At 69.0% G+C, this 19,541-nt stretch carries 19 protein-coding genes and 1 riboswitch; of the genes, 10 read left to right on the top strand and 9 right to left on the bottom strand.

Features of this window, described 5'->3' with window-relative positions:
• Positions 1–6: 6 nt before the first annotated feature.
• Positions 7–2,379 (top strand): serine/threonine-protein kinase PknG, encoded by a 2,373-nt coding sequence (locus ON39_RS31285; protein ID WP_040739639.1) that lies wholly within the window; start codon positions 7–9, stop codon positions 2,377–2,379.
• A 233-nt stretch (positions 2,380–2,612) separates the two neighbouring features.
• On the opposite strand, the gene ON39_RS31290 is transcribed toward ON39_RS31285, so the two are convergent.
• Positions 2,613–3,824: an acetate kinase gene (locus tag ON39_RS31290; protein ID WP_040739640.1), complete on the bottom strand. Its 1,212-nt coding sequence runs from the start codon at positions 3,822–3,824 to the stop codon at positions 2,613–2,615.
• A 174-nt stretch (positions 3,825–3,998) separates the two neighbouring features.
• Positions 3,999–6,071: a phosphate acetyltransferase gene (gene pta / locus ON39_RS31295; protein WP_040739641.1), complete on the bottom strand. Its 2,073-nt coding sequence runs from the start codon at positions 6,069–6,071 to the stop codon at positions 3,999–4,001.
• A gap of 84 nt (positions 6,072–6,155) precedes the next feature.
• Between pta and ON39_RS31300 the strand changes: the two genes are divergently transcribed.
• A complete protein-coding gene (locus ON39_RS31300; RefSeq protein WP_040739642.1) occupies positions 6,156–6,662 on the top strand; it encodes a nitroreductase family deazaflavin-dependent oxidoreductase in 507 nt (168 codons plus the stop codon).
• Between the two features lie 113 nt (positions 6,663–6,775).
• On the opposite strand, the gene ON39_RS50880 is transcribed toward ON39_RS31300, so the two are convergent.
• Entirely contained in the window at positions 6,776–6,907 is a 132-nt protein-coding gene (locus ON39_RS50880; RefSeq protein WP_246002914.1) for a DUF3761 domain-containing protein, read from the bottom strand.
• Between ON39_RS50880 and ON39_RS50885 the strand changes: the two genes are divergently transcribed.
• Positions 6,864–7,322 carry a hypothetical protein gene (locus ON39_RS50885; RefSeq protein ID WP_246002921.1) on the top strand — a complete coding sequence of 153 codons (459 nt, stop codon included), beginning with the start codon at positions 6,864–6,866 and terminating at the stop codon, positions 7,320–7,322. The genes ON39_RS50880 and ON39_RS50885 overlap by 44 nt on opposite strands.
• Positions 7,323–7,430: 108 nt before the next feature.
• Here the strand turns inward: ON39_RS50885 and ON39_RS31310 are convergent, their stop codons facing one another.
• Positions 7,431–7,877 carry an RpiB/LacA/LacB family sugar-phosphate isomerase gene (locus tag ON39_RS31310; RefSeq protein ID WP_040739643.1) on the bottom strand — a complete coding sequence of 149 codons (447 nt, stop codon included), beginning with the start codon at positions 7,875–7,877 and terminating at the stop codon, positions 7,431–7,433.
• Positions 7,878–7,944: 67 nt separating this feature from the next.
• On the opposite strand from ON39_RS31310, the gene ON39_RS31315 reads away from it, so the two are divergent.
• A complete protein-coding gene (locus ON39_RS31315) occupies positions 7,945–8,589 on the top strand; it encodes a type 1 glutamine amidotransferase family protein (protein WP_040739644.1) in 645 nt (214 codons plus the stop codon).
• On the top strand, positions 8,586–9,086 hold the full coding sequence (locus tag ON39_RS31320; RefSeq protein WP_211336318.1) for a MarR family winged helix-turn-helix transcriptional regulator: 501 nt from the start codon (positions 8,586–8,588) through the stop codon (positions 9,084–9,086). The genes ON39_RS31315 and ON39_RS31320 overlap by 4 nt, the downstream gene beginning before the upstream one ends.
• Before the next feature lie 401 nt (positions 9,087–9,487).
• Here ON39_RS31320 and ON39_RS31325 read toward each other — a convergent pair whose 3' ends face one another.
• The gene (locus ON39_RS31325; protein WP_174412585.1) at positions 9,488–10,246 is read right to left on the bottom strand and encodes an HAD-IIA family hydrolase; all 759 of its coding nucleotides are present in this window, start codon (positions 10,244–10,246) and stop codon (positions 9,488–9,490) included.
• 333 nt (positions 10,247–10,579) lie between these two features.
• Between ON39_RS31325 and fgd the strand changes: the two genes are divergently transcribed.
• Positions 10,580–11,590: a glucose-6-phosphate dehydrogenase (coenzyme-F420) gene (gene fgd, locus ON39_RS31330; RefSeq protein ID WP_040739647.1), complete on the top strand. Its 1,011-nt coding sequence runs from the start codon at positions 10,580–10,582 to the stop codon at positions 11,588–11,590.
• 149 nt (positions 11,591–11,739) lie between these two features.
• Positions 11,740–12,711, top strand: coding sequence for a PDDEXK family nuclease (locus ON39_RS31335; RefSeq protein WP_146251105.1), 972 nt, complete (start codon positions 11,740–11,742; stop codon positions 12,709–12,711).
• 22 nt (positions 12,712–12,733) lie between these two features.
• On the opposite strand, the gene ON39_RS31340 is transcribed toward ON39_RS31335, so the two are convergent.
• The 3 genes from ON39_RS31340 to ON39_RS31350 all read right to left on the bottom strand — a co-directional run bounded on the left by ON39_RS31340 (position 12,734) and on the right by ON39_RS31350 (position 15,037).
• On the bottom strand, positions 12,734–13,948 hold the full coding sequence (locus tag ON39_RS31340; RefSeq protein WP_040739665.1) for an O-succinylhomoserine sulfhydrylase: 1,215 nt from the start codon (positions 13,946–13,948) through the stop codon (positions 12,734–12,736).
• A gap of 31 nt (positions 13,949–13,979) precedes the next feature.
• The gene (locus ON39_RS31345) at positions 13,980–14,396 is read right to left on the bottom strand and encodes a rhodanese-like domain-containing protein (protein ID WP_040739648.1); all 417 of its coding nucleotides are present in this window, start codon (positions 14,394–14,396) and stop codon (positions 13,980–13,982) included.
• A 14-nt stretch (positions 14,397–14,410) separates the two neighbouring features.
• Positions 14,411–14,527: riboswitch (SAM riboswitch) on the bottom strand.
• A 63-nt stretch (positions 14,528–14,590) separates the two neighbouring features.
• The gene (locus ON39_RS31350; RefSeq protein WP_040739649.1) at positions 14,591–15,037 is read right to left on the bottom strand and encodes an Rv0361 family membrane protein; all 447 of its coding nucleotides are present in this window, start codon (positions 15,035–15,037) and stop codon (positions 14,591–14,593) included.
• A 347-nt stretch (positions 15,038–15,384) separates the two neighbouring features.
• Between ON39_RS31350 and ON39_RS31355 the strand changes: the two genes are divergently transcribed.
• Together ON39_RS31355 and ON39_RS31360 are read left to right on the top strand one after the other, a co-directional pair.
• A complete protein-coding gene (locus tag ON39_RS31355) occupies positions 15,385–16,773 on the top strand; it encodes an FAD-dependent oxidoreductase (protein ID WP_040739650.1) in 1,389 nt (462 codons plus the stop codon).
• 44 nt (positions 16,774–16,817) lie between these two features.
• Complete coding sequence (locus ON39_RS31360; protein WP_040739651.1) at positions 16,818–17,687, top strand: amidohydrolase family protein; 870 nt, start codon at positions 16,818–16,820, stop codon at positions 17,685–17,687.
• 24 nt (positions 17,688–17,711) lie between these two features.
• On the opposite strand, the gene ON39_RS31365 is transcribed toward ON39_RS31360, so the two are convergent.
• Complete coding sequence (locus tag ON39_RS31365) at positions 17,712–18,194, bottom strand: DUF456 domain-containing protein (protein WP_040739653.1); 483 nt, start codon at positions 18,192–18,194, stop codon at positions 17,712–17,714.
• A 216-nt stretch (positions 18,195–18,410) separates the two neighbouring features.
• On the opposite strand from ON39_RS31365, the gene ON39_RS31370 reads away from it, so the two are divergent.
• Positions 18,411–19,508: a CaiB/BaiF CoA transferase family protein gene (locus ON39_RS31370; RefSeq protein WP_040739655.1), complete on the top strand. Its 1,098-nt coding sequence runs from the start codon at positions 18,411–18,413 to the stop codon at positions 19,506–19,508.
• Positions 19,509–19,541: the final 33 nt, after the last annotated feature.

Consider the following 19,541-nt stretch of genomic DNA (forward strand, 5'->3'; position numbering starts at 1 on the left):
CGGCCGATGACCACAGCGGACGACGCCACCCCCGACGCGGACGAATCGACCGCCGCCCCGACGGCGGCCCGCGACGAACCCGCCGAGCCGGTGCACACGGAACTCGCGCGCGCCGAGCCGGTGCACACCGAGCTCGCGCGCGGCGGTAAGCCGACGCCGAGCGAGGCGGCCGCGGCCGAGACCATCATCGGCGCGGGGCGCCCCGACTCCGAGCCGGACTCCGCCGCGACGATGCGGACCTCCGGGCGCAGCGTGCGCACGGCGCGGTCGCGGCCGACGGTGCGCAAGCTCGGCGGCGGACTGGTGCCGATCCCGACGGTCGAGCCCGCCGATCCGCGCTCGGCAGTGCTCACCGATCCCGTTGTCGCCGAGGGCAAACGCTTCTGCTGGCGGTGCGGTAACCCGGTCGGCCGGGCCACCGCCGTCCGGCCCGCGGTGACCACGGGCACCTGCGACACCTGCGGCGCGCCTTACGATTTCCGGCCCTCGCTGCACGAGGGCGACGTGGTGTCGGGCCAGTACGAGGTGCAGGGGTGCATCGCGCACGGCGGGCTCGGCTGGATCTACCTGGCGATCGACCGCAACGTCAGCGACCGCTGGGTGGTGCTCAAGGGCCTGCTGCACACCGGCGACGCCGAGGCGCAGGCCGTAGCCGTGGCCGAGCGCCAGTTCCTCGCGGAGGTGGCGCACGCCAGCATCGTGAAGATCCACAACTTCGTCGAGCACACCGACGAGGACGGCGCGCCGGTCGGCTACATCGTCATGGAGTACGTCGGCGGCCGCTCGCTGCGCGACATCCTGAACTCCTACGACCGCCCGTACCGGATGCCGGTCGCCGAGGCGATCGCCTACCTGCTGGAGATTTTGCCCGCGCTGGAGTACCTGCACTCGATCGGGCTCACCTACAACGATCTCAAGCCGGACAACATCATGGTCACCGAGGATCAGGTCAAGCTGATCGATCTCGGCGCGGTCGCCACCATCGAGTCGTACGGAAACTTGTACGGCACCAGGGGTTTTCAGGCGCCCGAGATCGCGAAGACCGGGCCGACCGTCGCGTCGGACATCTACACCGTCGGGCGCACCCTCGCCGTGCTCACCCTCGAGATGCCGATGGAGCAGGGCCGCTACCTAGACGGCATCCCCGACCCCGCCGATCACCCCGTGCTCGCGCGCTACGAGTCCTTCCACCGCCTGCTGCTGTGCGCGACGGACCCGGATCCGGAGCGGCGATTCCCCTCGGCCAGAGCCATGTCCGCGCAGCTGTCGGGGGTCCTGCGCGAGATCCTCGCGCTGGAGACCGGCACCGAGCATCCGCAGTTGTCGACCGTGTTCAGCCCGCCGCGCGCCAGCTTCGGCACCGAGGAGCTGATCAGGCAGACCGACGCCTACGCCGACGGCCACGCCCGCAGCAAGCTGCTCGACGCGCGCGATGTGGTTGCGGCGCTGCCCATTCCGCTGCTCGACTCCGCCGACCCGTCCGCGCCGCTGCTCGCCACCACGGTGCACCCCGAGCCGGAGCAGTCGCTCGAGGCGCTGCGGGCCGCCAGGGAACGGGCCGAGGCCGACCCCGGAAACGCGCCGGAGACCTTGGATCTGGAGCTCACGCTGGCGGAGGCGCGGGTGCGCCTCGACCTCGGTGAGCCGGCCACGGTGCTCGATCTGCTCACTCGATTACCCGAGAACGATTGGCGCGTCGGCTGGTATCGCGGCCTGGCGCAGCTGCTCGACGGGGAATACGAGCAGTCCTTCGCCGGCTTCGACGACGTGCTGCGGGTGCTGCCCGGCGAGATCGGGCCCAAGCTCGCGCTCGCCGCGACCGCGGAATTGCTACTGCAGCAGGATGATTCGACGGATGCGGCGCGGTGGCGGACCTGCGCGGAGAAGTTCTACGACACCGTGTGGCGCACCGATCGCGCGGTGGTGAGCGCCGCCTTCGGCCTGGCCCGGCAGCTGGCCGGGGTCGATCGGGTGGTGGACGCGGTGCACGCCCTCGACGAAGTCCCCGCCGCCTCGAGACATTTCACCACCGCCAGGATGACCGCGGTGCTCCTGCTGCTCACCGCGGCGCCGGTGGCCGAGCTCGAGGAATCCACCCTGCACGTCTGCGCCTCGCGCGTGCTGAGCCTGCCCGCCGGCGAGGGCAGGGCGGTCCAGATGCGCGTGCTCGTCCTCGGCGCCGCCCTCGCCTGGCTGCAGGCGGGCAATACTCCGAAACGGCCCGACGCCAGCCTGTTCGGCGCGCCGTTCACCGAACGGTGCCTGCGCGAGGGGACCGAGGCCGGCCTGCGCGCGCTCGCCCGCAGCGCACCCGGCCGCAACCACCGCTACGCCCTGGTGGACCTGGCCAACTCGATTCGCGCGAAGACTTGGGTATAGACGCACTCACGAAATCCTCATGATCGGTTCGGCAGGATCGGTCCCGGATCAGGTTCGCGACGCTGTTCGCCGCTGGCCCACCGCGTGTCACCGGAGCCCGGCTGCCCTCGCCGTCCGGTGGCGGTCGCCCGGACTGCCCTCCTGGCTCGGCCCGAAACACGCGGGAGCCCAGCGCTTCTCGGCGTGCGCGCGACGATCCGGGCCCGGCCGGACTCCCCCCCGGCCGGGCTTTCTCACTTCTCCGTTTCCGCCACCCGATGGGCGGCGCGGGCGATCGCGAGTTCTTCGTTCGTGGGTACGACCAGAACGACCACCTTGGCGTCCGGCGGCGAGATGCGCCGGGCCGTACGGTCTTTCGCGGCGTTGGCGGCGGGATCCACCTCGATGCCGAAGCGGGACAGGCCGGCCAGGGCGTCGGCCCGCACGTCGGGACTGTTCTCGCCGACGCCCGCGGTGAAGGTGATGGCGTCGACGCCGCCGAGGTCGATCAGGTAGGCGCCGAGGTAGCGGCGGAGGCGGTGGATGTAGACGTCGTAGGCGAGTCGCGCTGCGGCGTCGCCCTTGTCGATGAGGCCGCGCAGTTCGCGGAAGTCGTTGACGCCGGACAGGCCCTTGAGGCCGGAGTCCCGGTTGAGCAGCCGGTCGACCTGGTCGATGTCGTAGTCGGCCGAGCGCACCAGGTGCGCGATGATGCCGGGGTCGAGGTCGCCGGACCTGGTGCCCATCACCAGGCCCTCCAGCGGGGTCAGGCCCATGCTGGTGTCGATCGGGCGCCCGCCGCGGATCGCCGAGGCCGAGGCGCCGTTGCCGAGATGGAACACGATCTGGTTCAGCCGCGCCGGGTCGCGGCCGAGCAGCTCGGCGACCTGGCCGGACACGTACTCGTGCGAGGTGCCGTGGAAGCCGTACTTCCGAATGCCGTGCGCGGCCGCCACTTTCGCGTCGATGGCGTAGGTCTTGGCGGCGTCGGGCAGGCCGTGGAAGAACGCGGTGTCGAACACCGCGACCTGCGGCACGTCGGGCAGCAGCTGGCGGGCGCTCTCGATGCCCGCGACGTTCGCCGGATTATGCAGCGGCGCAAGCGCGGACAGGTCGGAGATGGCCTCGACCACCGAGTCGTCGATCAGCGTCGGGCGGTAGAACACCTCGCCGCCGTGCACCACCCGGTGCCCGACCGCGCGGACCCCGGCATTGGAGAGGTCGTGGCCGGTCTCGGCGAACGTGTCGAAGATCAGCCGCAGCCCGGCCCGGTGATCGGCGATCGCCTCGCGGCGCTCGGTGGTCTCGCCGTCGGCCTTGTGCTCGATCCCGGCGTTGTCCTCGCCGATCCGGTCGACCATGCCCGCGGCCGTCACGGTGCCCGAGTCCGGGTCCAGGAGTTGATATTTGATGGACGACGAGCCGGAATTGATCACCAGCACCAGGTCGTCGACTGCCTCCGTCATCACGCCTCCTGTGTCCTGCGGGACACCCGCACCCGGTCAGCTCCGACGAGCCGGGCTGCGCAAGTGTGGCTCATCACGCCTCCTGTGTCCTGCGGGACACCCGCACACCCTCCGCAACCACGCCGGTCGAGCCCCTGTTCCTGCACGCGTGCCGCTGTGTCCGGAAAGACACGCTCACTCCCCCTGCGCCTGGATCGCGGTGATCGCCACCGTATTGACGATGTCGGCGACCAGCGCGCCGCGCGAGAGGTCGTTGACCGGCTTGCGCAGGCCCTGCAGCACCGGGCCGATGGCGATCGCGCCCGCGCTGCGCTGCACGGCCTTGTAGGTGTTGTTGCCCGTATTGAGATCGGGAAACACGAAGACCGTCGCCTTGCCCGCCACGTCGGAGTCGGGCAGCTTCGTGGTGGCGACGGTCGGCTCGATCGCCGCGTCGTACTGAATAGGGCCCTCCACCAGCAGTTCCGGCGCACGCTCGCGCACAAGCTTGGTCGCCACCCGCACCTTGTCCACGTCGGCGCCGCTGCCGGACTCGCCGGTCGAGTAGGACAGCATGGCGACCCGCGGCTCGATGCCGAACCGGGACGCGGTGGCCGCCGAGGAGATCGCGATATCGGCCAGCTGTTCGGAGGTCGGGTCGGGGACCACCGCGCAGTCGCCGTAGGCCAGCACCCGATCGGCCAGGCACATGAGGAACACGCTGGAGACGGTGGAGACGCCGGGCACCGTCTTGATGATCTCGAACGACGGCCGGATGGTGTGCGCCGTGGTGTGCGCCGCGCCGGAGACCATGCCGTCGGCGATGCCCCGATAGACCATCATGGTGCCGAAATACGAGATGTCGGCCATGGTTTCGCGGGCCCGCTCGACGGTCATGCCCTTGTGTTTGCGCATCTCGGCGTACTCCTCGGCGAAATCATCGAGGTGGCCGGAGGTTCGGGGATCGAGCACCTGCGCGGCGGAGATGTCGACGCCGAGCTCGGCGGCGCGCGCCCGGATCGACTGCTCGTCGCCGAGGATCACCAGGTCGGCGATTTTGCGCTGCAGCACCCGGCCCGCCGCGCGCAGGATGCGGTCGTCGTCGCCCTCCGGCAGCACGATGCGTTTGCGGTCGGACCTGGCGCGCTCGATGAGCTGGTACTCGAACATCTGCGGCGTGACGACGGTGGTGAGCGGAACCTCGATGCGACGCAACAACTCCACCGCGTCGACGTGCTCCTCCATCAGCGCCAGCGCGGTGTCCACCTTGCGCGGGCTGCCCGCCGCCATGCGCCCGCGGGTGCGGTAGGCGGCGCTCGCGGTGTCGTAGGTGCCGAGCTCGGTGGTGAGGATGGGCAGTTTCGGCTTGAGGCCGCTCATCAGCCGCGCGACCGCGGGATGCGGCAGCATGCCGCCGTTCATGATGATGCCCGACAGCGACGGAAAGCCCTCCGCCTCATGGGCATTCACGACGCTGAGCAGCACGTCGGAGCGGTCGCCCGGCGCGATGACCACGACGCCGTCGACCAGCCGCTCCAGGATGTGCTCGGCCGTCATGCCGCCGACCATGATCTTCAGCGCCTCACGCTGTAGCAATTCCTGGTCGCCGCTGTACATCTCGCCGTCGATGGCGGCGCACAACTCGGCCATGGTGGGCGAGATCAGCAGCGGCACCTCGGGCAGCGTCCAGGTCGGTACGGGGAAGGCGCGCAATTCTTCGGCGACCTCGGCCATCCGGTCCGGGTCGCAGCGGTTGGCGATGATCGCCACCAGCTGCGCGTGCTCGAGGGTCAGTTCGCTGCGGCACAGCTCGGCCAGCTGCTTCACCTCGGCGGGGGTGCGGCCGGAGCCGCGCACGACGAGCAGCACGGGCGCACCGAGATTCACCGCGATCCGGGCGTTGAAGCGCAGTTCGCTGGGGCTGGCGACATCGGTGTAATCGCTGCCGACCACCACCACCGCGTCGCAGACCTTGGCGACCTCGTGGAAGCGCATGACGATCTCGCTGATCGCGGCGTCGGGGTCGGCGTGCACCTGCTCGTAGGTGACGCCGGTGGCCTGCGCGTAGTCGATGTCGGCGGTGCTGTGCTCGAGCAGCAGCTCGAGGATGTAGTCGGGCTCGGTCGTGGACCGGGTGATGGGCCGGAACACGCCGACCCGCGCGGTGGTCGCGCACAGCATCTGCAGCGCCCCGAGCGCCACCGTCGACTTCCCGGTGTCGCCCTCGGGCGAGGCGATGTAGACGGTGGACGGAGCGTGATCGGCCATGCCCGAAAGCTTAGTGAATAGGCGGCTAATCCCGCCTCCGGCGCGAAATTCACGCCCAGGCGGGACCGCCGCTATAGTCCGGGCATGGCTGAGCAGTTTCCCGACCGGCAGTGGGGCTCGCGCACCAGCGCGCTCTCTCGCCTGGCGAACAGGTTCGCGGCGACCAAGCCCGGCTCCTGGCTCATCCGCAAGATCACCCCGCTCGATCGTGCCGTGCTCGAGCGCACCGACGCCAAGTACACCGTGCTCGGCCCGATCGGCGCCCCGGTGATCCTGTTGACCACCACCGGCCGCAAGTCCGGCAAACCCCGCACCCAGCCGCTGCTCTACGTGCACGACGGCGACGTGCTCTACGTGATCGGCAGCAACTTCGGTCAGGAACACCACCCCGCCTGGACCGCCAACCTTCTGGCGAACCCCGCGGCCACCGTCGCCATCGCCGGCCACCGGATCCCTGTCCGAGCGACTCTTGTCGACGCCGCCGCCAAGGACGAGATCTTCACCCGCTTCGTCGAGCTGACCGGCGCCTACTCCGCCTACCACGACCGCACCACGCGCGACCTCCGCATCTTCGCCCTGCGCCGGGCGTAAGCCGGGCGCACCGCCGGACCGGCCCGCACCGCCGGACCGGCCCGCACAGCCGGGTCAGCGCTCACGCCCAGCCGGACACGCGTGCAGAGCTTCGCCTGAGGCCGGGTCAGGGCTTAAAGCCAGGTCGCCACTCCGCCGTGGTGCGAGCAGGTTCCCTTGCGGGTCTGGCTGAAGGAATAGCTGCCGTCATTGCATTTCGCGGTGGCACCGGAGGGTGCGGCGGGCGCCTGCACCGGGCTGTGCACGCAGTCGCCGCTGGCGTTCAGGTACGAGTCGGGGCCGCACACGGAGCCCGGATCGCTCGCCCGTGGTGGGTCGATCGGCGGGGCGGCCAGCGGTGCAGGGGCGGTCGGCGGCGCGGGGGCGGCCGGAGCCGGAGGTGGGCGCAGTGCCACCGTTGTTCGCGGCAGCGTAACCGTCGATGGCGGGTCCGCGACGGTGGTCGGCGGGCTCGTGGTGGTGGTCGGCGCGAGGGTCGAGGCCGGGGAACTGGTCGTGCTGGGCGCAACTGAAGTGGTCGAGCGGACTGTTGTTGTGGCGGAAGAGGTTTGGACCGGACGGGCCGTCGGGGTGGGCTGGACCGAGCAGCCGCCGACGAGCACGGCGAACGCGCTCACACCGACGAGGAAACCGAGACCGCTGAGGCGGGAATGCAACTGATACTCCGATGATTGATAGCCAGCAGAGTGCTGGATGACTTACATCACTTCATCGAAGACACGCTCCGGCCTATTACCAAACAAACACAGTTCACATTGGTCTCGGTGGTCAGCCGGCCTGCTCGATCGTGGACAGGTGGGCGATGTTGGCTTGGTCGTCGGGGGCGGGGCTGGGCGCGGTGGCGAACCAGGCGTCAAGGATTTCTTGTAGTTCGGCGGCAGAGGTGGAGCGGAGGCTCAGGGCCAGGACGTTGGCGTCATTCCATCGGCGGGCGCCCTTGGCGGTTTCGGCGTCGGCGCAGAGGGCCGCGCGGACGCCGGAGACCTTGTTGGCGGCGATGGAGGCGCCTGTGCCGGTCCAGCAGCAGACGATGGCCTGGTCGGCGCGGCCCTGGATGACGTCGCGAGCGGCGGCCTCGCTGGCCCACGCCCAGTCGTCGCGTTCGGTCTCCGAGAGCGCGCCGTGCGGCAGCGTCTCGTGCCCGCGCCGGGTCAGCTCCTCGATGAGTTCGCTCGCCACTCCGACGCGTTCGTCCGCAGCTACCGAGATGCGCATGCACTCAGGGTAATGCCGCATTACCGCATTATTGACAGCATGCTGTCAATAATGACAGGATGCTGTCATGAACGAGAGAACAGTTCACGTTGCCGTCTACGACACCTTCGCCGACTGGGAGATCGGCGCCACCACGGCGCACATCAACCGGACCACCTGGCAGCGGGAGCCTGGCACGTGGCGGACGAAAACCGTTGGGCTGACGAAGGATCCGATCACCACGCTCGGCGGCATGCGCATCGTGCCCGACATGGCTCTCGCCGACCTCACGCCCGCCGACAGCGCGATGCTGATTCTGGCCGGCGCCGATACCTGGGAGGGCGAGGAGCTCATGCCGTTCGCCCGCAAGGCGCGCGAGTTCCTCGACGCGGGCGTCCCGGTCGCGGCGATCTGCGGCGCGACATTGGGACTGGCGAGGGCTGGCCTTCTCGACACGCGCCGGCACACCAGCAACGTTCGAGAGTTCTTGCTGTACAGCGGATACGGCGGCGCCGACCACTATGTGGACGAAGCCGCGGTGACCGACGGCGACCTGATCACCGCGGGCGGCACCTCGCCGTTCGAATTCGCCCGCGCGGCGCTGGGACGGCTCGGCGTGTACGAGCCACACGTGCTCGACGGGTGGTACCGGCTGTACGGGCACTCCGATCCGGCGGGCTGGGCGGTGCTGGCCGAGTACGAGGAGCGACGGTCCGCGGCGCCGGTCGGATGAGGAACAATCGCACCGTCGGACGGCCGGATCGCCAGGAGGTGCACGTGACCCGCGACGAGCAGGAGCTGTTCGCCACGGCCGCCATCACGTCGTTCCGGTTGAACGGCCAGTTCCTCGCGATCGCCGAGGAGCTGGCGCGCCCCGCCGGGCTCACCGCGGCCTGGTGGCAGGTGCTCGGCGCGGTGCTGCGCGAGCCGCTGCCGGTCGCGGGCATCGCCAGGGCTATGGGCATCACCCGGCAGAGCGTGCAACGCATCGCGGATCTGTTGGTGGACAAGGGACTTGCCGAGTACCGCCCGAACCCCGCGCACCGCCGCGCGAAGCTGGTCGCGGTCACCGACGCGGGGCTCGCGGCGGTGCGCCGCATCGATCCGCGGCACGCCGTGGTCGCTAAGCGCCTCGTCGAGGAGATCGGGCTAGAGCAGCTCACGGCGACCGTGGAGACGCTCACCCGGCTGTCGACGGCGTTGGATGCGATCGCCGACGAGCAGGGGTGAGTTGCGTTCTGGCACAACGTGTTCGGCCGAGCGCCGACGCGCGCAATGGCTGACGATCTGCCCGACGCGCACAGACGAGTCGTGGCTCGGCACAACCTGTTCGGCCGAGCACCGACGCGCGCAATGGCTCGCGACCTGCCCGACGCGCACAGACGAGTCGCGGCTCAGCACAACCTGTTCGGCCGAGCACCGACGCGCGCGATGGCTCGCGACCTGCCCGACGCGCACAGACGAGTCGCGGCTCAGCACAACGTGTTCGGCCGAGCGCCGACACGCGTAGTCGCCCACGACCCGCCGGCGAGCACGAACGAGTCACGGCCCGGCGCGACCTGCACGGCCGAGCACCCACGCGCGCGATGGCCGACGAGTGAGCCGCCGCGCGTCGCACCTGAGCCCGGCGGTCAGTCGGCGAACGGCTCCTTGGTGCGCCCGACCAGATCGGCGACCGAGTCGAGCACCATGGTCGGCCGGTACGGATACGCCTCCACCGAGGCGCGCGTGGAGATGCCGGTGGTGACCAGGATGGTGCGCATGCCCGCCTCCAGGCCGGAGATGACGTCGGTGTCCATCCGGTCGCCGATCATCACCGTCGACTGCGAGTGCGCGCCGATCCGGCGCAGCGCCGAGCGCATCATCAGCGGGTTCGGCTTGCCGATGTAGTACGGGTCGCGGCCGGTGGCGCGGGTGATCAGCGCGGCGACCGAGCCGGTAGCGGGCAGCGACCCGTCGCGGGACGGGCCGGTCGGGTCGGGGTTGGTCGCGATGAAGCTGGCGCCGCGCTCGATCAGGCGGATCGCGGTGGTGATCGCCTCGAAGGAGTAGTTGCGGGTCTCGCCGAGCACCACGTAGTCGGGGTTGCTGTCGGTGAGCACATAGCCGATCTCGTGCAACGCCGTGGTCAGGCCGGATTCGCCGACCACATAGGCGGTTCCGTTGGGCCGCTGCTCGTCGAGGAAGGTGGCGGTGGCCAGCGCGGAGGTCCAGATCGCCTCCTCCGGGATGTCGAGTCCGGTGTGGCGCAGCCTGGCCTGCAGGTCGCGCGGGGTGCGGATCGAGTTGTTGGTGAGGACGAGGAACGGGGTCTCGTTGGCGCGCAGCTCGGCGAGGAACTCGTCGGCGCCGGGCACCAGCTGGTCCTCGTGCACCAGCACACCGTCCATGTCGGTCAGATAGGACAGGATCGGTTCATCAGTCACCCGGCAATTGTCCCACTAGAAACGCGGCCGGACGGAGTGCATACGGCTAACAGCATCATCGCAGCGAATGCCGTCGGACACGTTCCCATGGTGCGCACCCCGTCGGACGTCGCTGACTAGGGTCGAAGTCGGTCATGTGCGCGCGCCGAACGGTGCGCCTACGATCGCCGAGACACGGGAAGATCCACGGTCCCGTCGCGGTTGCGCCGAGAGGTGACCGCGGCGTGTCCGCGGTCGACAACGGTGCGCGGGAATGCCCGCACCGCAGGTGTGCAGCGAAGCGACAGGAGGGCGCACATGGGTGAGCTCAAGCTCGGATACAAGGCGTCGGCGGAACAGTTCGGGCCGCGTGAACTGGTGGAGATCGCGGTGCTCGCCGAGGAGCACGGCCTCGACAGCGCCACGGTGAGCGACCACTTCCAGCCCTGGCGGCACAAGGGCGGGCACGCGCCGTTCTCGCTGGCCTGGATGGCCGCGGTGGGCGAGCGCACCAAGCGGATACAGCTCGGCACCTCGGTGCTCACGCCGACCTTCCGCTACAACCCGGCCGTGATCGCGCAGGCCTTCGCCACCATGGGCTGTCTGTACCCCGATCGCGTCATGCTCGGCGTCGGCTCCGGCGAGGCGCTCAACGAGATCGCCACCGGGTACAAGGGCGAGTGGCCGGAGTTCAAGGAGCGTTTCGCGCGGCTGCGCGAGTCGGTCGACCTGATGCGCGCGCTGTGGACCGGCGACCGCGTCGACTTCTCCGGCGAGTACTACACCACCGTCGGCGCGTCCATCTACGACGTGCCCAAGGGCGGCATCCCGATCTACGTCGCGGCGGGCGGACCGCTGGTCGCGCGCTACGCGGGCCGCGCGGGCGACGGTTTCATCTGCACCTCGGGCAAGGGCATGGAGCTCTACACCGACAAGTTGATGCCCGCCGTGGCCGAGGGCGCCGCCAAGGCCGGTCGCACCGTCGACGACATCGACCGGATGATCGAGATCAAGATCTCCTACGACACCGATCCCGAACTGGCGCTGGAGAATACGCGCTTCTGGGCCCCCTTGTCGCTGACCCCCGAACAGAAGCACAGCATCACCGACCCCATCGAGATGGAGGCCGCCGCCGACGCCCTCCCGATCGAGCAGATCGCCAAGCGCTGGATCGTCGCCAGCGACCCCGACCAGACCGTCGAACTCATCAAGCCCTACCTAGACGCCGGCCTGAACCACCTCGTCTTCCACGCCCCCGGCCACGACCAACGCCGCTTCCTCGACCTCTTCCAACGCGACCTCGCCCCCCGCCTACGCGCCCTCGCCTAACCCACAAACCCTCCACACGGCTCACAGGGGCTGAGCTCCCTGTGAGCCGTGTGCAGTCTCTGTGGGTCTAGTTGTCCACAAGCCGGGAGTTGTGCACATTCGGCCAGGTGGGGCTGGTGGGGGGTGGGGGGAGCACCGAGGATCGGTGCATGGACATGCCCAGGGTGACGAGCCGAGCTAGCGCGTTGCGGGACGGGTTTACCGATCGGGAGTTGCACGCGGGGTGGCGACGGGTTCGGCGCGGCTACTACGTCGGGGTGGACGGTGCTGCGGATCGCACTGCGTCCCAACAACATTTGATGCTGACGGATGCCGCGGTCCAGGCCGCGAGCCCGGACGCGATCATCAGCCATGTGTCCGCGGCTGTGGTTCACGATCTCGACCTGTGGGCCGCACCGTTGGGGCGCGTTCACCTGCTACGCAACCGCGCGACCGGTGGACGTGTCACCCGGCAGCTGGTGCTGCATTCGATGCGCATCACCCCCGAAGAGATCGTGCTGGTCGGTGACCGCAAGGTCACCAGCGCGGCCCGGACCGTTATCGACCTGGCTCGGACGTTGCCTTTCGACCAAGCGGTCGTCCTCGGTGACAGCGCTCTGCGACTCGGCAAGACCACCCGGGCCGAACTGGTCGAACAGCTCGCCCGCCACCTCGGCCCGGGAACTCCGAAGGCCCGGCGCGTAGTCGAGTTCGTGGACGGCCGATCGGAGAGCCCCGGTGAGTCGCGTAGTCGGGTCGCGCTGCACACAGCGCGATTCCCGAAACCGGAACTCCAAGCCAGCATCGTCACCCCGGATCACCGGTTCGTCGCCAGGGTCGACTTCCTTTTTCCCGAGCTAGGCATCATCGGCGAATTCGACGGACTCATCAAGTACCGCACCCACTTACGCGGCCTCCGTTCGCCGGAAGACATCGTCATCGCCGAAAAAGCACGAGAGGACGCGCTACGCGCACTCGGCTGGCTCGTAGTCCGCTGGACCTGGCACGAACTCACCACCCAAACCTGGCTCCCCCGCCTGACCCAAGCAACCCACATCGCCCGCCCCCTCACTCGCACCGGCTACTGGTATCCCGAACCCACAGACCACCCACACGGCTCACAGGGGCTGAACTCCCTGTGAGCCGTGTGGTGTCTCTGTGGGTCTAGCTGAGGGCGTGGTCGAGGTCGGTGAGGAGGTCGGTGAGGTCTTCTAGGCCGGTGGAGATGCGGAGGACGCCGTCGGTTAGGCCGATGGTGGCTCGGCCTTCGGGGCCCATGGCTCGGTGGGTTGTGGTGGCGGGGTGGGTGATCAGGGATTTGGCGTCGCCGAGGTTGTTGGAGATGTCGATGACGCGCAGGCGGTTGAGGACCTCGAAGGCGCGCTTCTTGGCCTCGTGGGCGGGGGCGTTGAGTTCGAAGGTGACGACCGTGCCGCCGCCGCTCATCTGCGCGGTGGCCAGGTCGTGCTGCGGATGTGATTGCAGGAAGGGGTATTTCACCCAGCTGACGGCCTTGTTGCCCTCCAGGAACTCGGCGATGCGCAGCGCGGACTCGCTGGAGTGGCGCACGCGCAACGGCATCGTCTCCAAACCCTTGAGCAATGTCCAGGCGTTGAACGGGCTCAACGCCGGACCCGTATGGCGCATCAGCGTTTTCACCGGCCCCTCGATGTAGTCCCGCGTGCCGAGGATGGCGCCGCCGAGCACCCGACCCTGGCCGTCGATGTGCTTGGTGCCGGAGTAGACGACCGCGTCGGCGCCCAGCTCGAACCCGCGCTGCAGCAGCGGGGTCGCGAAGACGTTGTCCAGCACCACTTTCGCGCCCGCGGCGTGCGCGAGCTCGGTGACCCGGCGCACGTCGACGAGGGTCTGCATGGGGTTGGCCGGCGTCTCGAAGAACACCGCCTTGGTCGGCGCGGACAGCGCCTCTTCCCACTGGTCGAGGTCCTCGCCGTCGACGAAGACGGTCTCGACCCCCCAGCGCGGCAGGATCTCGTTGCACACCACGAAGCAGGACCCGAACAGGCTGCGCGCGGCCACGAGCCGATCGCCCGCGCCGAGCAGCGCGCCCAAAGCCGTGAATACCGCGGACATTCCGCTCGCCGTCGCGAAGCACGCCTCGGCCCCGTCGAGCAGCCGCATCCGCTCCTCGAACATGGCGACCGTCGGATTGCCGTAGCGGGAGTAGACGAAGTGCTCCACATCGCCGGTGAACGCGGCCTCGGCGGCCTCGGCGCTCTCGTAGACGAAGCCGGAGGTCAGGTACAGCGCCTCGGAGGTTTCCTCGAATCCGGAGCGCCGCAACCCTCCTCGCACGCCCAGGGTCGCCGCGCCGACGCCCTCGGGCAGCGGCTTGTCGAACGCACCACCTGTGATCACGACCGCCTCCTCCGCGCCGAACAGCAGCTGTTCACGACTGCCGCCACGGCAGTCCGAGGGCACGCCAGCCGCTGCCGCCGCGATGCCCGTGCGCGTCGAGCGGGCCCTCGAAGCCCTCCGACACGTTGTACGAGGTGGTGAACCCGGCCTGGGTCGCGGCGGTCGCCGCGCCGATGGAGCGCTGCCCCGAGCGACACAGGAAGATGACCGGAGCCGCCGGATCGTGCCCCTGCAGCGCCGATACCAGCTGCTCGGTGAACGCGCCGTTGCGCGTGCCGGTCACGTCGACCCACTCGATCAGGATCGTCGGGCGCTCGATCGAGCTGGTGTCGGGCACGCCGACGAACTTCCACTCGGCCTCGGTGCGCACGTCGACCAGGACGGCTTCGGGGTTGTCGCGCAACAGATCCCAAGCCTGCTGCGGGGTGATGTCACCGGCATAACTCATCTGGACCCTCCTAGAATCCGCACTTGCCGCGCTCGGGTTTGACGCGCGGCCAGGTCGTCACCCGGAGCACCCCACCGCGGAGGAGGGTTGCCGACCAGTATTGCCGGGGCTTGACACTGGTTCTCATGACCTTCTGCTGAGATTGCCTCGACGGGGGTCACCCTGTCAAACGGCTGCTCACGGTATGAGAATGCTCAATTACAGACCAGCCATTTGTCGCCGGATCGGGTCAGATTCCAGGTGGAGGTCGACTCGTCGCCGTCGACCTTGGTGGTGACGGTCGCCTTCGCGCGATCGCCGTCGACCTTCGGATCGACGAGTTTCGTGATTTCCACGGTCTTTCCGGCGCCGGCGCGCCCAGCCAGCGGTGACCGTTTCGGGTCGAAGTCCGGGCAGCCCGTTCCTGGTGGCGGCACCAACTCGGTGTTGTTGGACCCGTCAACGAAGTTGCGCACGGCAGCGGCGATCCGGTCGGATTCTGTGACATTTTTCTCAGCGGGCGACATGACCCCGCCGATGACGATCGCGGCCAGCACGAGCACCGCGATGATCGCGGCGGCGACGAACGGTGCGACGGAACGCTTGTCGGTCTGATCGACCTCGATGACTTCGTCGTCCGCGGGTGAAGGCTGCTCGCTCATACGACGATGATCCCTGGTCGGCGGTCATATCCGACGCCCGGCCCCGGCGCGACCGACCGCGGACGGCGCAGGTTGCCCGGCGGTTACCGCGTGGACGCCGGAAGATCGGGCAAACCCGTACAGCAGGGGCGGGCGGCATTCATTCAGTTCACGCACCGCCCGAGGGTGGACCTACCCGCCACCGATAGAATCGCAAGACCGCGGCCTGCTGTCATAGCCGCGACCGAGGTGGCCACGAGCCGACACCCTCGGTGTCCGCATCGTCAGGTGCAACCAGCCAGCGCGTAACTTAGCCTAGGCTAAGGAAGACGCCGTTAACGTTCTCTACCACTAAGGGTGCCCGCAAGATGACCGAACAGAGTGCAGCTGACCGCCCGCTCCGCATCGCCATCGTCGGCGCCGGACCCGCCGGGATCTACGCCGCCGATGCCCTGATGAAGTCCGATGCCGAGGTCAGCATCGACCTGTTCGAGCGCATGCCCGCGCCGTTCGGTTTGATCCGTTACGGTGTCGCGCCGGATCATCCGCGGATCAAGGGCATCATCACCGCGTTGCACAAGGTCCTCGACAAGCCGCAGGTGCGGCTGCTGGGCAATATCGATTACGGCACCGACATCACCCTCGAAGACCTGCGCACCTTCTATGACGCGGTGATCTTCTCCACCGGCGCCAACGCCGACCGCGCCCTCGACATCCCCGGCATCGGCCTCGACGGCTCCTACGGTGCCGCCGATTTCGTGTCCTGGTACGACGGGCACCCCGACGTCCCCCGCACCTGGCCCTTGGACGCGGAGAAGGTCGCGGTCCTCGGTGTCGGCAACGTCGCCCTCGACGTGGCCCGGGTGCTGGCCAAGACCGGTGACGAGCTGCTGCCGACGGAGATCCCGCCGAACGTGTACGCGGGGTTGAAGGCGAACAAGGCGCTCGAGGTGCACGTGTTCGGTCGCCGCGGCCCCGCCCAGGCCAAGTTCACCCCGCTCGAGCTACGCGAACTCGATCACTCCCCGACCATCGAGGTCATCGTCGATCCCGAGGACATCGACTACGACGAGGGTTCCGAGGCCGCGCGCCGGCACTCCAAGCAGGTCGACATGATCGCCAACACCCTCGAGCAGTGGGCCATCCGCGACGTCGGCAACCGCCCGCACAAGCTGTTCCTGCACTTCTTCGAGTCCCCCGCCGAGATCCTCGGCCAGGACGGCAAGGTCGTGGGGTTGCGGACCGAACGCACCCAACTCGACGGCACCGGCAACGTCAAGGGCACCGGGGTGTTCAAGCAGTGGGACGTGCAGGCGGTCTACCGCGCGGTCGGCTACCTGTCGCAGAACCTGACCAACCTGCCCTTCGACGACCAGGCCGGCACCGTCCCGAACGAGGCCGGGCGCGTGATCGCCGACGAGAACGCCGAGGGCCCCGAGCGCTACATCCCCGCGACCTATGTCACCGGCTGGATCAAACGCGGCCCCGTCGGCCTGATCGGCCACACCAAGGGCGACGCCAACGAAACCGTGGCCTGCCTACTCGACGACAGCACCCGCTTCACCCCGGCCGAGCGCCCGGAGCTCGACGCGGTCACCGAGTTCCTGGAGAGCAAGGGCATCCCGTTCACCACGTGGCAGGGCTGGTACCGCCTCGACGCGCACGAGCGCTCGCTGGGCGAGCCGGAGGGCCGCGAGCGGGTCAAGGTCGTCGAGCGCGAGGACATGCTGCGCGCCAGCGAGCCGCACAAGGTCTGACCGCCACCACAGCGGAAACCCATACACTGAGGCATTCTGTACAGGTGTTCGATGCCCATCTCCACATCTTCGATCCGAGGTTCCCTCGGTTCGAGAACCAGGGCTACCTGCCCGGCCCGTTCACCATCGCCGACTATCGAAAGCGGATGTCGCGCTTCGAGATCGGCGGTGGAGCCGTGGTCAGCGGGTCGTTCCAGGGCACCGATCAGACGTATCTGAAGGCGGCCCTCGCCGAGCTGGGCGAGGGCTGGGTGGGCGTCACCCGGCTCGATCTCGACGCCACCGACGACGAGATCATCGAGCTGGACCGCATCGGCGTGCGCGGCCTGCGATTCAACCTCAAGCGGGCCGCCGCCGACATCACCGGCATGACGTTGCAGGCGCTGCGCGCCCACGAGCTGGTCGGCTGGCACGTCGAGGTCTACATCGACGGGCAGATGCTCGCCTCGCTGCAACCGGTCATCTCGAAACTGCCGGTCATCGCCGTCGATCACCTCGGCATGTCCGACGAGGGCCTGCCATTCCTGCTGGATCTGGTCGACCGCGGCGCGAAGGTCAAGGCGACGGGCTTCGGCCGGGTCTCGATGAACGTCGCGGACACGCTGCGGCGCATCCACGCGGTGAACCCGGAGGCGTTGATGTTCGGCACCGACCTGCCGGGCACCCGGGCCGGGCGGCCGTTCCGGGACTCCGACGTCGACCTGATCTGCGATGTGGTCGGCACCGATATGTTCGCCGTGCTGGAGGACAACGCCCGCGCGTTCTACCGTCTCCCCGCCCGGGTCCGCCGACTGCCGGCCGACCCGGACCCCACGCTGCCCCTGTACACCGAGCAGCCGACTCTGCCGCTGCGGCGCGACGCCCTGCCCAAACCCGAAGCGGCGGATACCATTCCACTGCCGATCATCGAATAGCTCTGATACGCAACGACTTCGGAGTCAGGTGATGATCGCGCCGATCACCCAGACGCCGACGGCGACGAGCGCGCCGAACAGCTCGATGAGCATCGACAGCCCAACGCCCTTGAGCGCGTGCACCGTTGACTGCCAGGCCTGCCGACCGATGCGCAGCCGCTGCAGTTCGGAGAGGTACACGCCCAAGACGAAGCCCACGAACAGACCCACCACGGGGATCACGAAGAATCCGACGATGCCGAGGACCGCGCCGAGCACGAGGGACCTGTTGGCGACGCCCGCATCCTTCATCTTCCGGCCGGGCCAGGTGTATTTGACGACGCCGGAGAGCACCAGCGCGACGGTGCTGACGGCGAAGACCGTCCACGCGGTGACCCCGCCGGTCATGAAGGCCCACACCGCGATCGCGCCGAAGATCAGGATCACGCCCGGCAGGATCGGCACGATGATGCCGAGCAGGCCGACGAGCATCACCAGGCCGGCGACGACCTCGCCCGCGCCGCTCACGACCGAGCCTCCGTCTGTCGCATGACTCCACCTCACCGCGCGCTTCGCCGCGAAGTCGCGCTGCTGGCATTGTGTCCTACCGGGTGGGTCGGTGCACAGCGACCGGGGGCCCCGAGGGCGGCACCGTTATTGTCATACTGTCAATACACCCCTCGGGCACGCCGAGGGTGCGCCGGACAGCCGGTGCGCTGGATCAACGACGAACCGAGGTAGGGCGTGAGCACTCCATCCACCGCCGCTAAGGGCCCGCTCGCGGGCATCAAGGTCATCGAGCTCGCCGGTATCGGCCCCGGACCGCACGCGGCGCTGCTGCTGGCCGACCTGGGCGCCGACGTGGTGCGGGTCCAGCGCGCCGGGCAGCTGCCCGGCGGCTTCGACCGGCCGCAGCAGCGCGGGCGGACCATCGTTGAGGCCAACCTCAAGGACCCGGCCGACGTCGAGAAGGTGCTCGGGCTGGTCGAGAAGGCCGACGTGCTGATCGAGGGTTTCCGGCCCGGCGTGACCGAGCGGATGGGGCTCGGCCCGGACGACGCGCTGGCGCGCAACCCCCGCCTGGTCTACGGGCGAATGACCGGCTGGGGCCAGGAGGGTCCGCTCGCCGATCGCGCCGGGCACGACATCAACTACATCTCCATCACCGGCGTGCTGCACGCCATAGGCCGCAAGGGCGAGCGCCCGGTGCCGCCGTTGAACATGGTCGGCGACTTCGGCGGCGGCTCGATGTTCCTGGTGTTCGGTCTGCTCGCCGCGCTCGTCGAGCGGCAGACCTCCGGCAAGGGTCAGGTCGTCGACGCGGCGATGGTCGATGGCGCGCTTGCCCTTTCGCACATGATCTGGGGCATGCGCGGGTACGGCGCGTGGTCCGAGGAGCGCGGCACGAACCTGCTCGACACCGGAATGTCGTTCTACGACACCTACGAAACCGCCGACGGCAAGTACATGGCGGTCGGCTCGATCGAGCCGCAGTTCTACGCGCAGTTGCTCGCCGGTCTCGAGATCGACCCCGAAGGCCTGCCCTTCCAGCTCGACCCGGCGGGCCAGGAGACGCTGAAAAAGCTGTTCACCGAACGCTTCCGGTCCAAGACCCGCGACGAGTGGACCGAGATCTTCCTCGGCACCGACGCCTGCGTCACCCCCGTGCTCACCTTCGAAGAGGCCACGAAGAACGAGCACATCGTCGCCCGCGGCTCGCTGATCGACGTCGACAACATCACCCAGCACGCCCCCGCGCCGCGCTTCTCCCGCACGCCGAACGGCACCCCCACCCCGCCGCCCGCCGAGGCGACCCCGATCGAATCCGTCTGGGCGGACTGACTTCTCCTCGACCGAAGGCCCCGGCGCGCGCTC

Source organism: Nocardia tenerifensis NBRC 101015, assembly GCF_000308715.1.
Classification (GTDB): Bacteria; Actinomycetota; Actinomycetes; order Mycobacteriales; family Mycobacteriaceae; genus Nocardia; species Nocardia tenerifensis.

Excerpts from the sequence above, each read along its gene's own strand:
- ON39_RS31300 (WP_040739642.1), top strand. The coding sequence starts at position 6,156 with ATGGCTGAGCAGTTTCCCGACCGGCAGTGGGGCTCGCGCACCAGCGCG.
- ON39_RS31335 (WP_146251105.1), top strand. The coding sequence starts at position 11,740 with ATGGACATGCCCAGGGTGACGAGCCGAGCTAGCGCGTTGCGGGACGGG.
- ON39_RS31320 (WP_211336318.1), top strand. The coding sequence starts at position 8,586 with ATGAGGAACAATCGCACCGTCGGACGGCCGGATCGCCAGGAGGTGCAC.
- ON39_RS31350 (WP_040739649.1), bottom strand. The coding sequence starts at position 15,037 with ATGAGCGAGCAGCCTTCACCCGCGGACGACGAAGTCATCGAGGTCGAT.
- ON39_RS31290 (WP_040739640.1), bottom strand. The coding sequence starts at position 3,824 with ATGACGGAGGCAGTCGACGACCTGGTGCTGGTGATCAATTCCGGCTCG.
- pta (WP_040739641.1), bottom strand. The coding sequence starts at position 6,071 with ATGGCCGATCACGCTCCGTCCACCGTCTACATCGCCTCGCCCGAGGGC.
- fgd (WP_040739647.1), top strand. The coding sequence starts at position 10,580 with ATGGGTGAGCTCAAGCTCGGATACAAGGCGTCGGCGGAACAGTTCGGG.
- ON39_RS31285 (WP_040739639.1), top strand. The coding sequence starts at position 7 with ATGACCACAGCGGACGACGCCACCCCCGACGCGGACGAATCGACCGCC.
- ON39_RS31345 (WP_040739648.1), bottom strand. The coding sequence starts at position 14,396 with ATGAGTTATGCCGGTGACATCACCCCGCAGCAGGCTTGGGATCTGTTG.
- ON39_RS31310 (WP_040739643.1), bottom strand. The coding sequence starts at position 7,877 with ATGCGCATCTCGGTAGCTGCGGACGAACGCGTCGGAGTGGCGAGCGAA.
- ON39_RS31315 (WP_040739644.1), top strand. The coding sequence starts at position 7,945 with ATGAACGAGAGAACAGTTCACGTTGCCGTCTACGACACCTTCGCCGAC.
- ON39_RS31355 (WP_040739650.1), top strand. The coding sequence starts at position 15,385 with ATGACCGAACAGAGTGCAGCTGACCGCCCGCTCCGCATCGCCATCGTC.
- ON39_RS31325 (WP_174412585.1), bottom strand. The coding sequence starts at position 10,246 with ATGGACGGTGTGCTGGTGCACGAGGACCAGCTGGTGCCCGGCGCCGAC.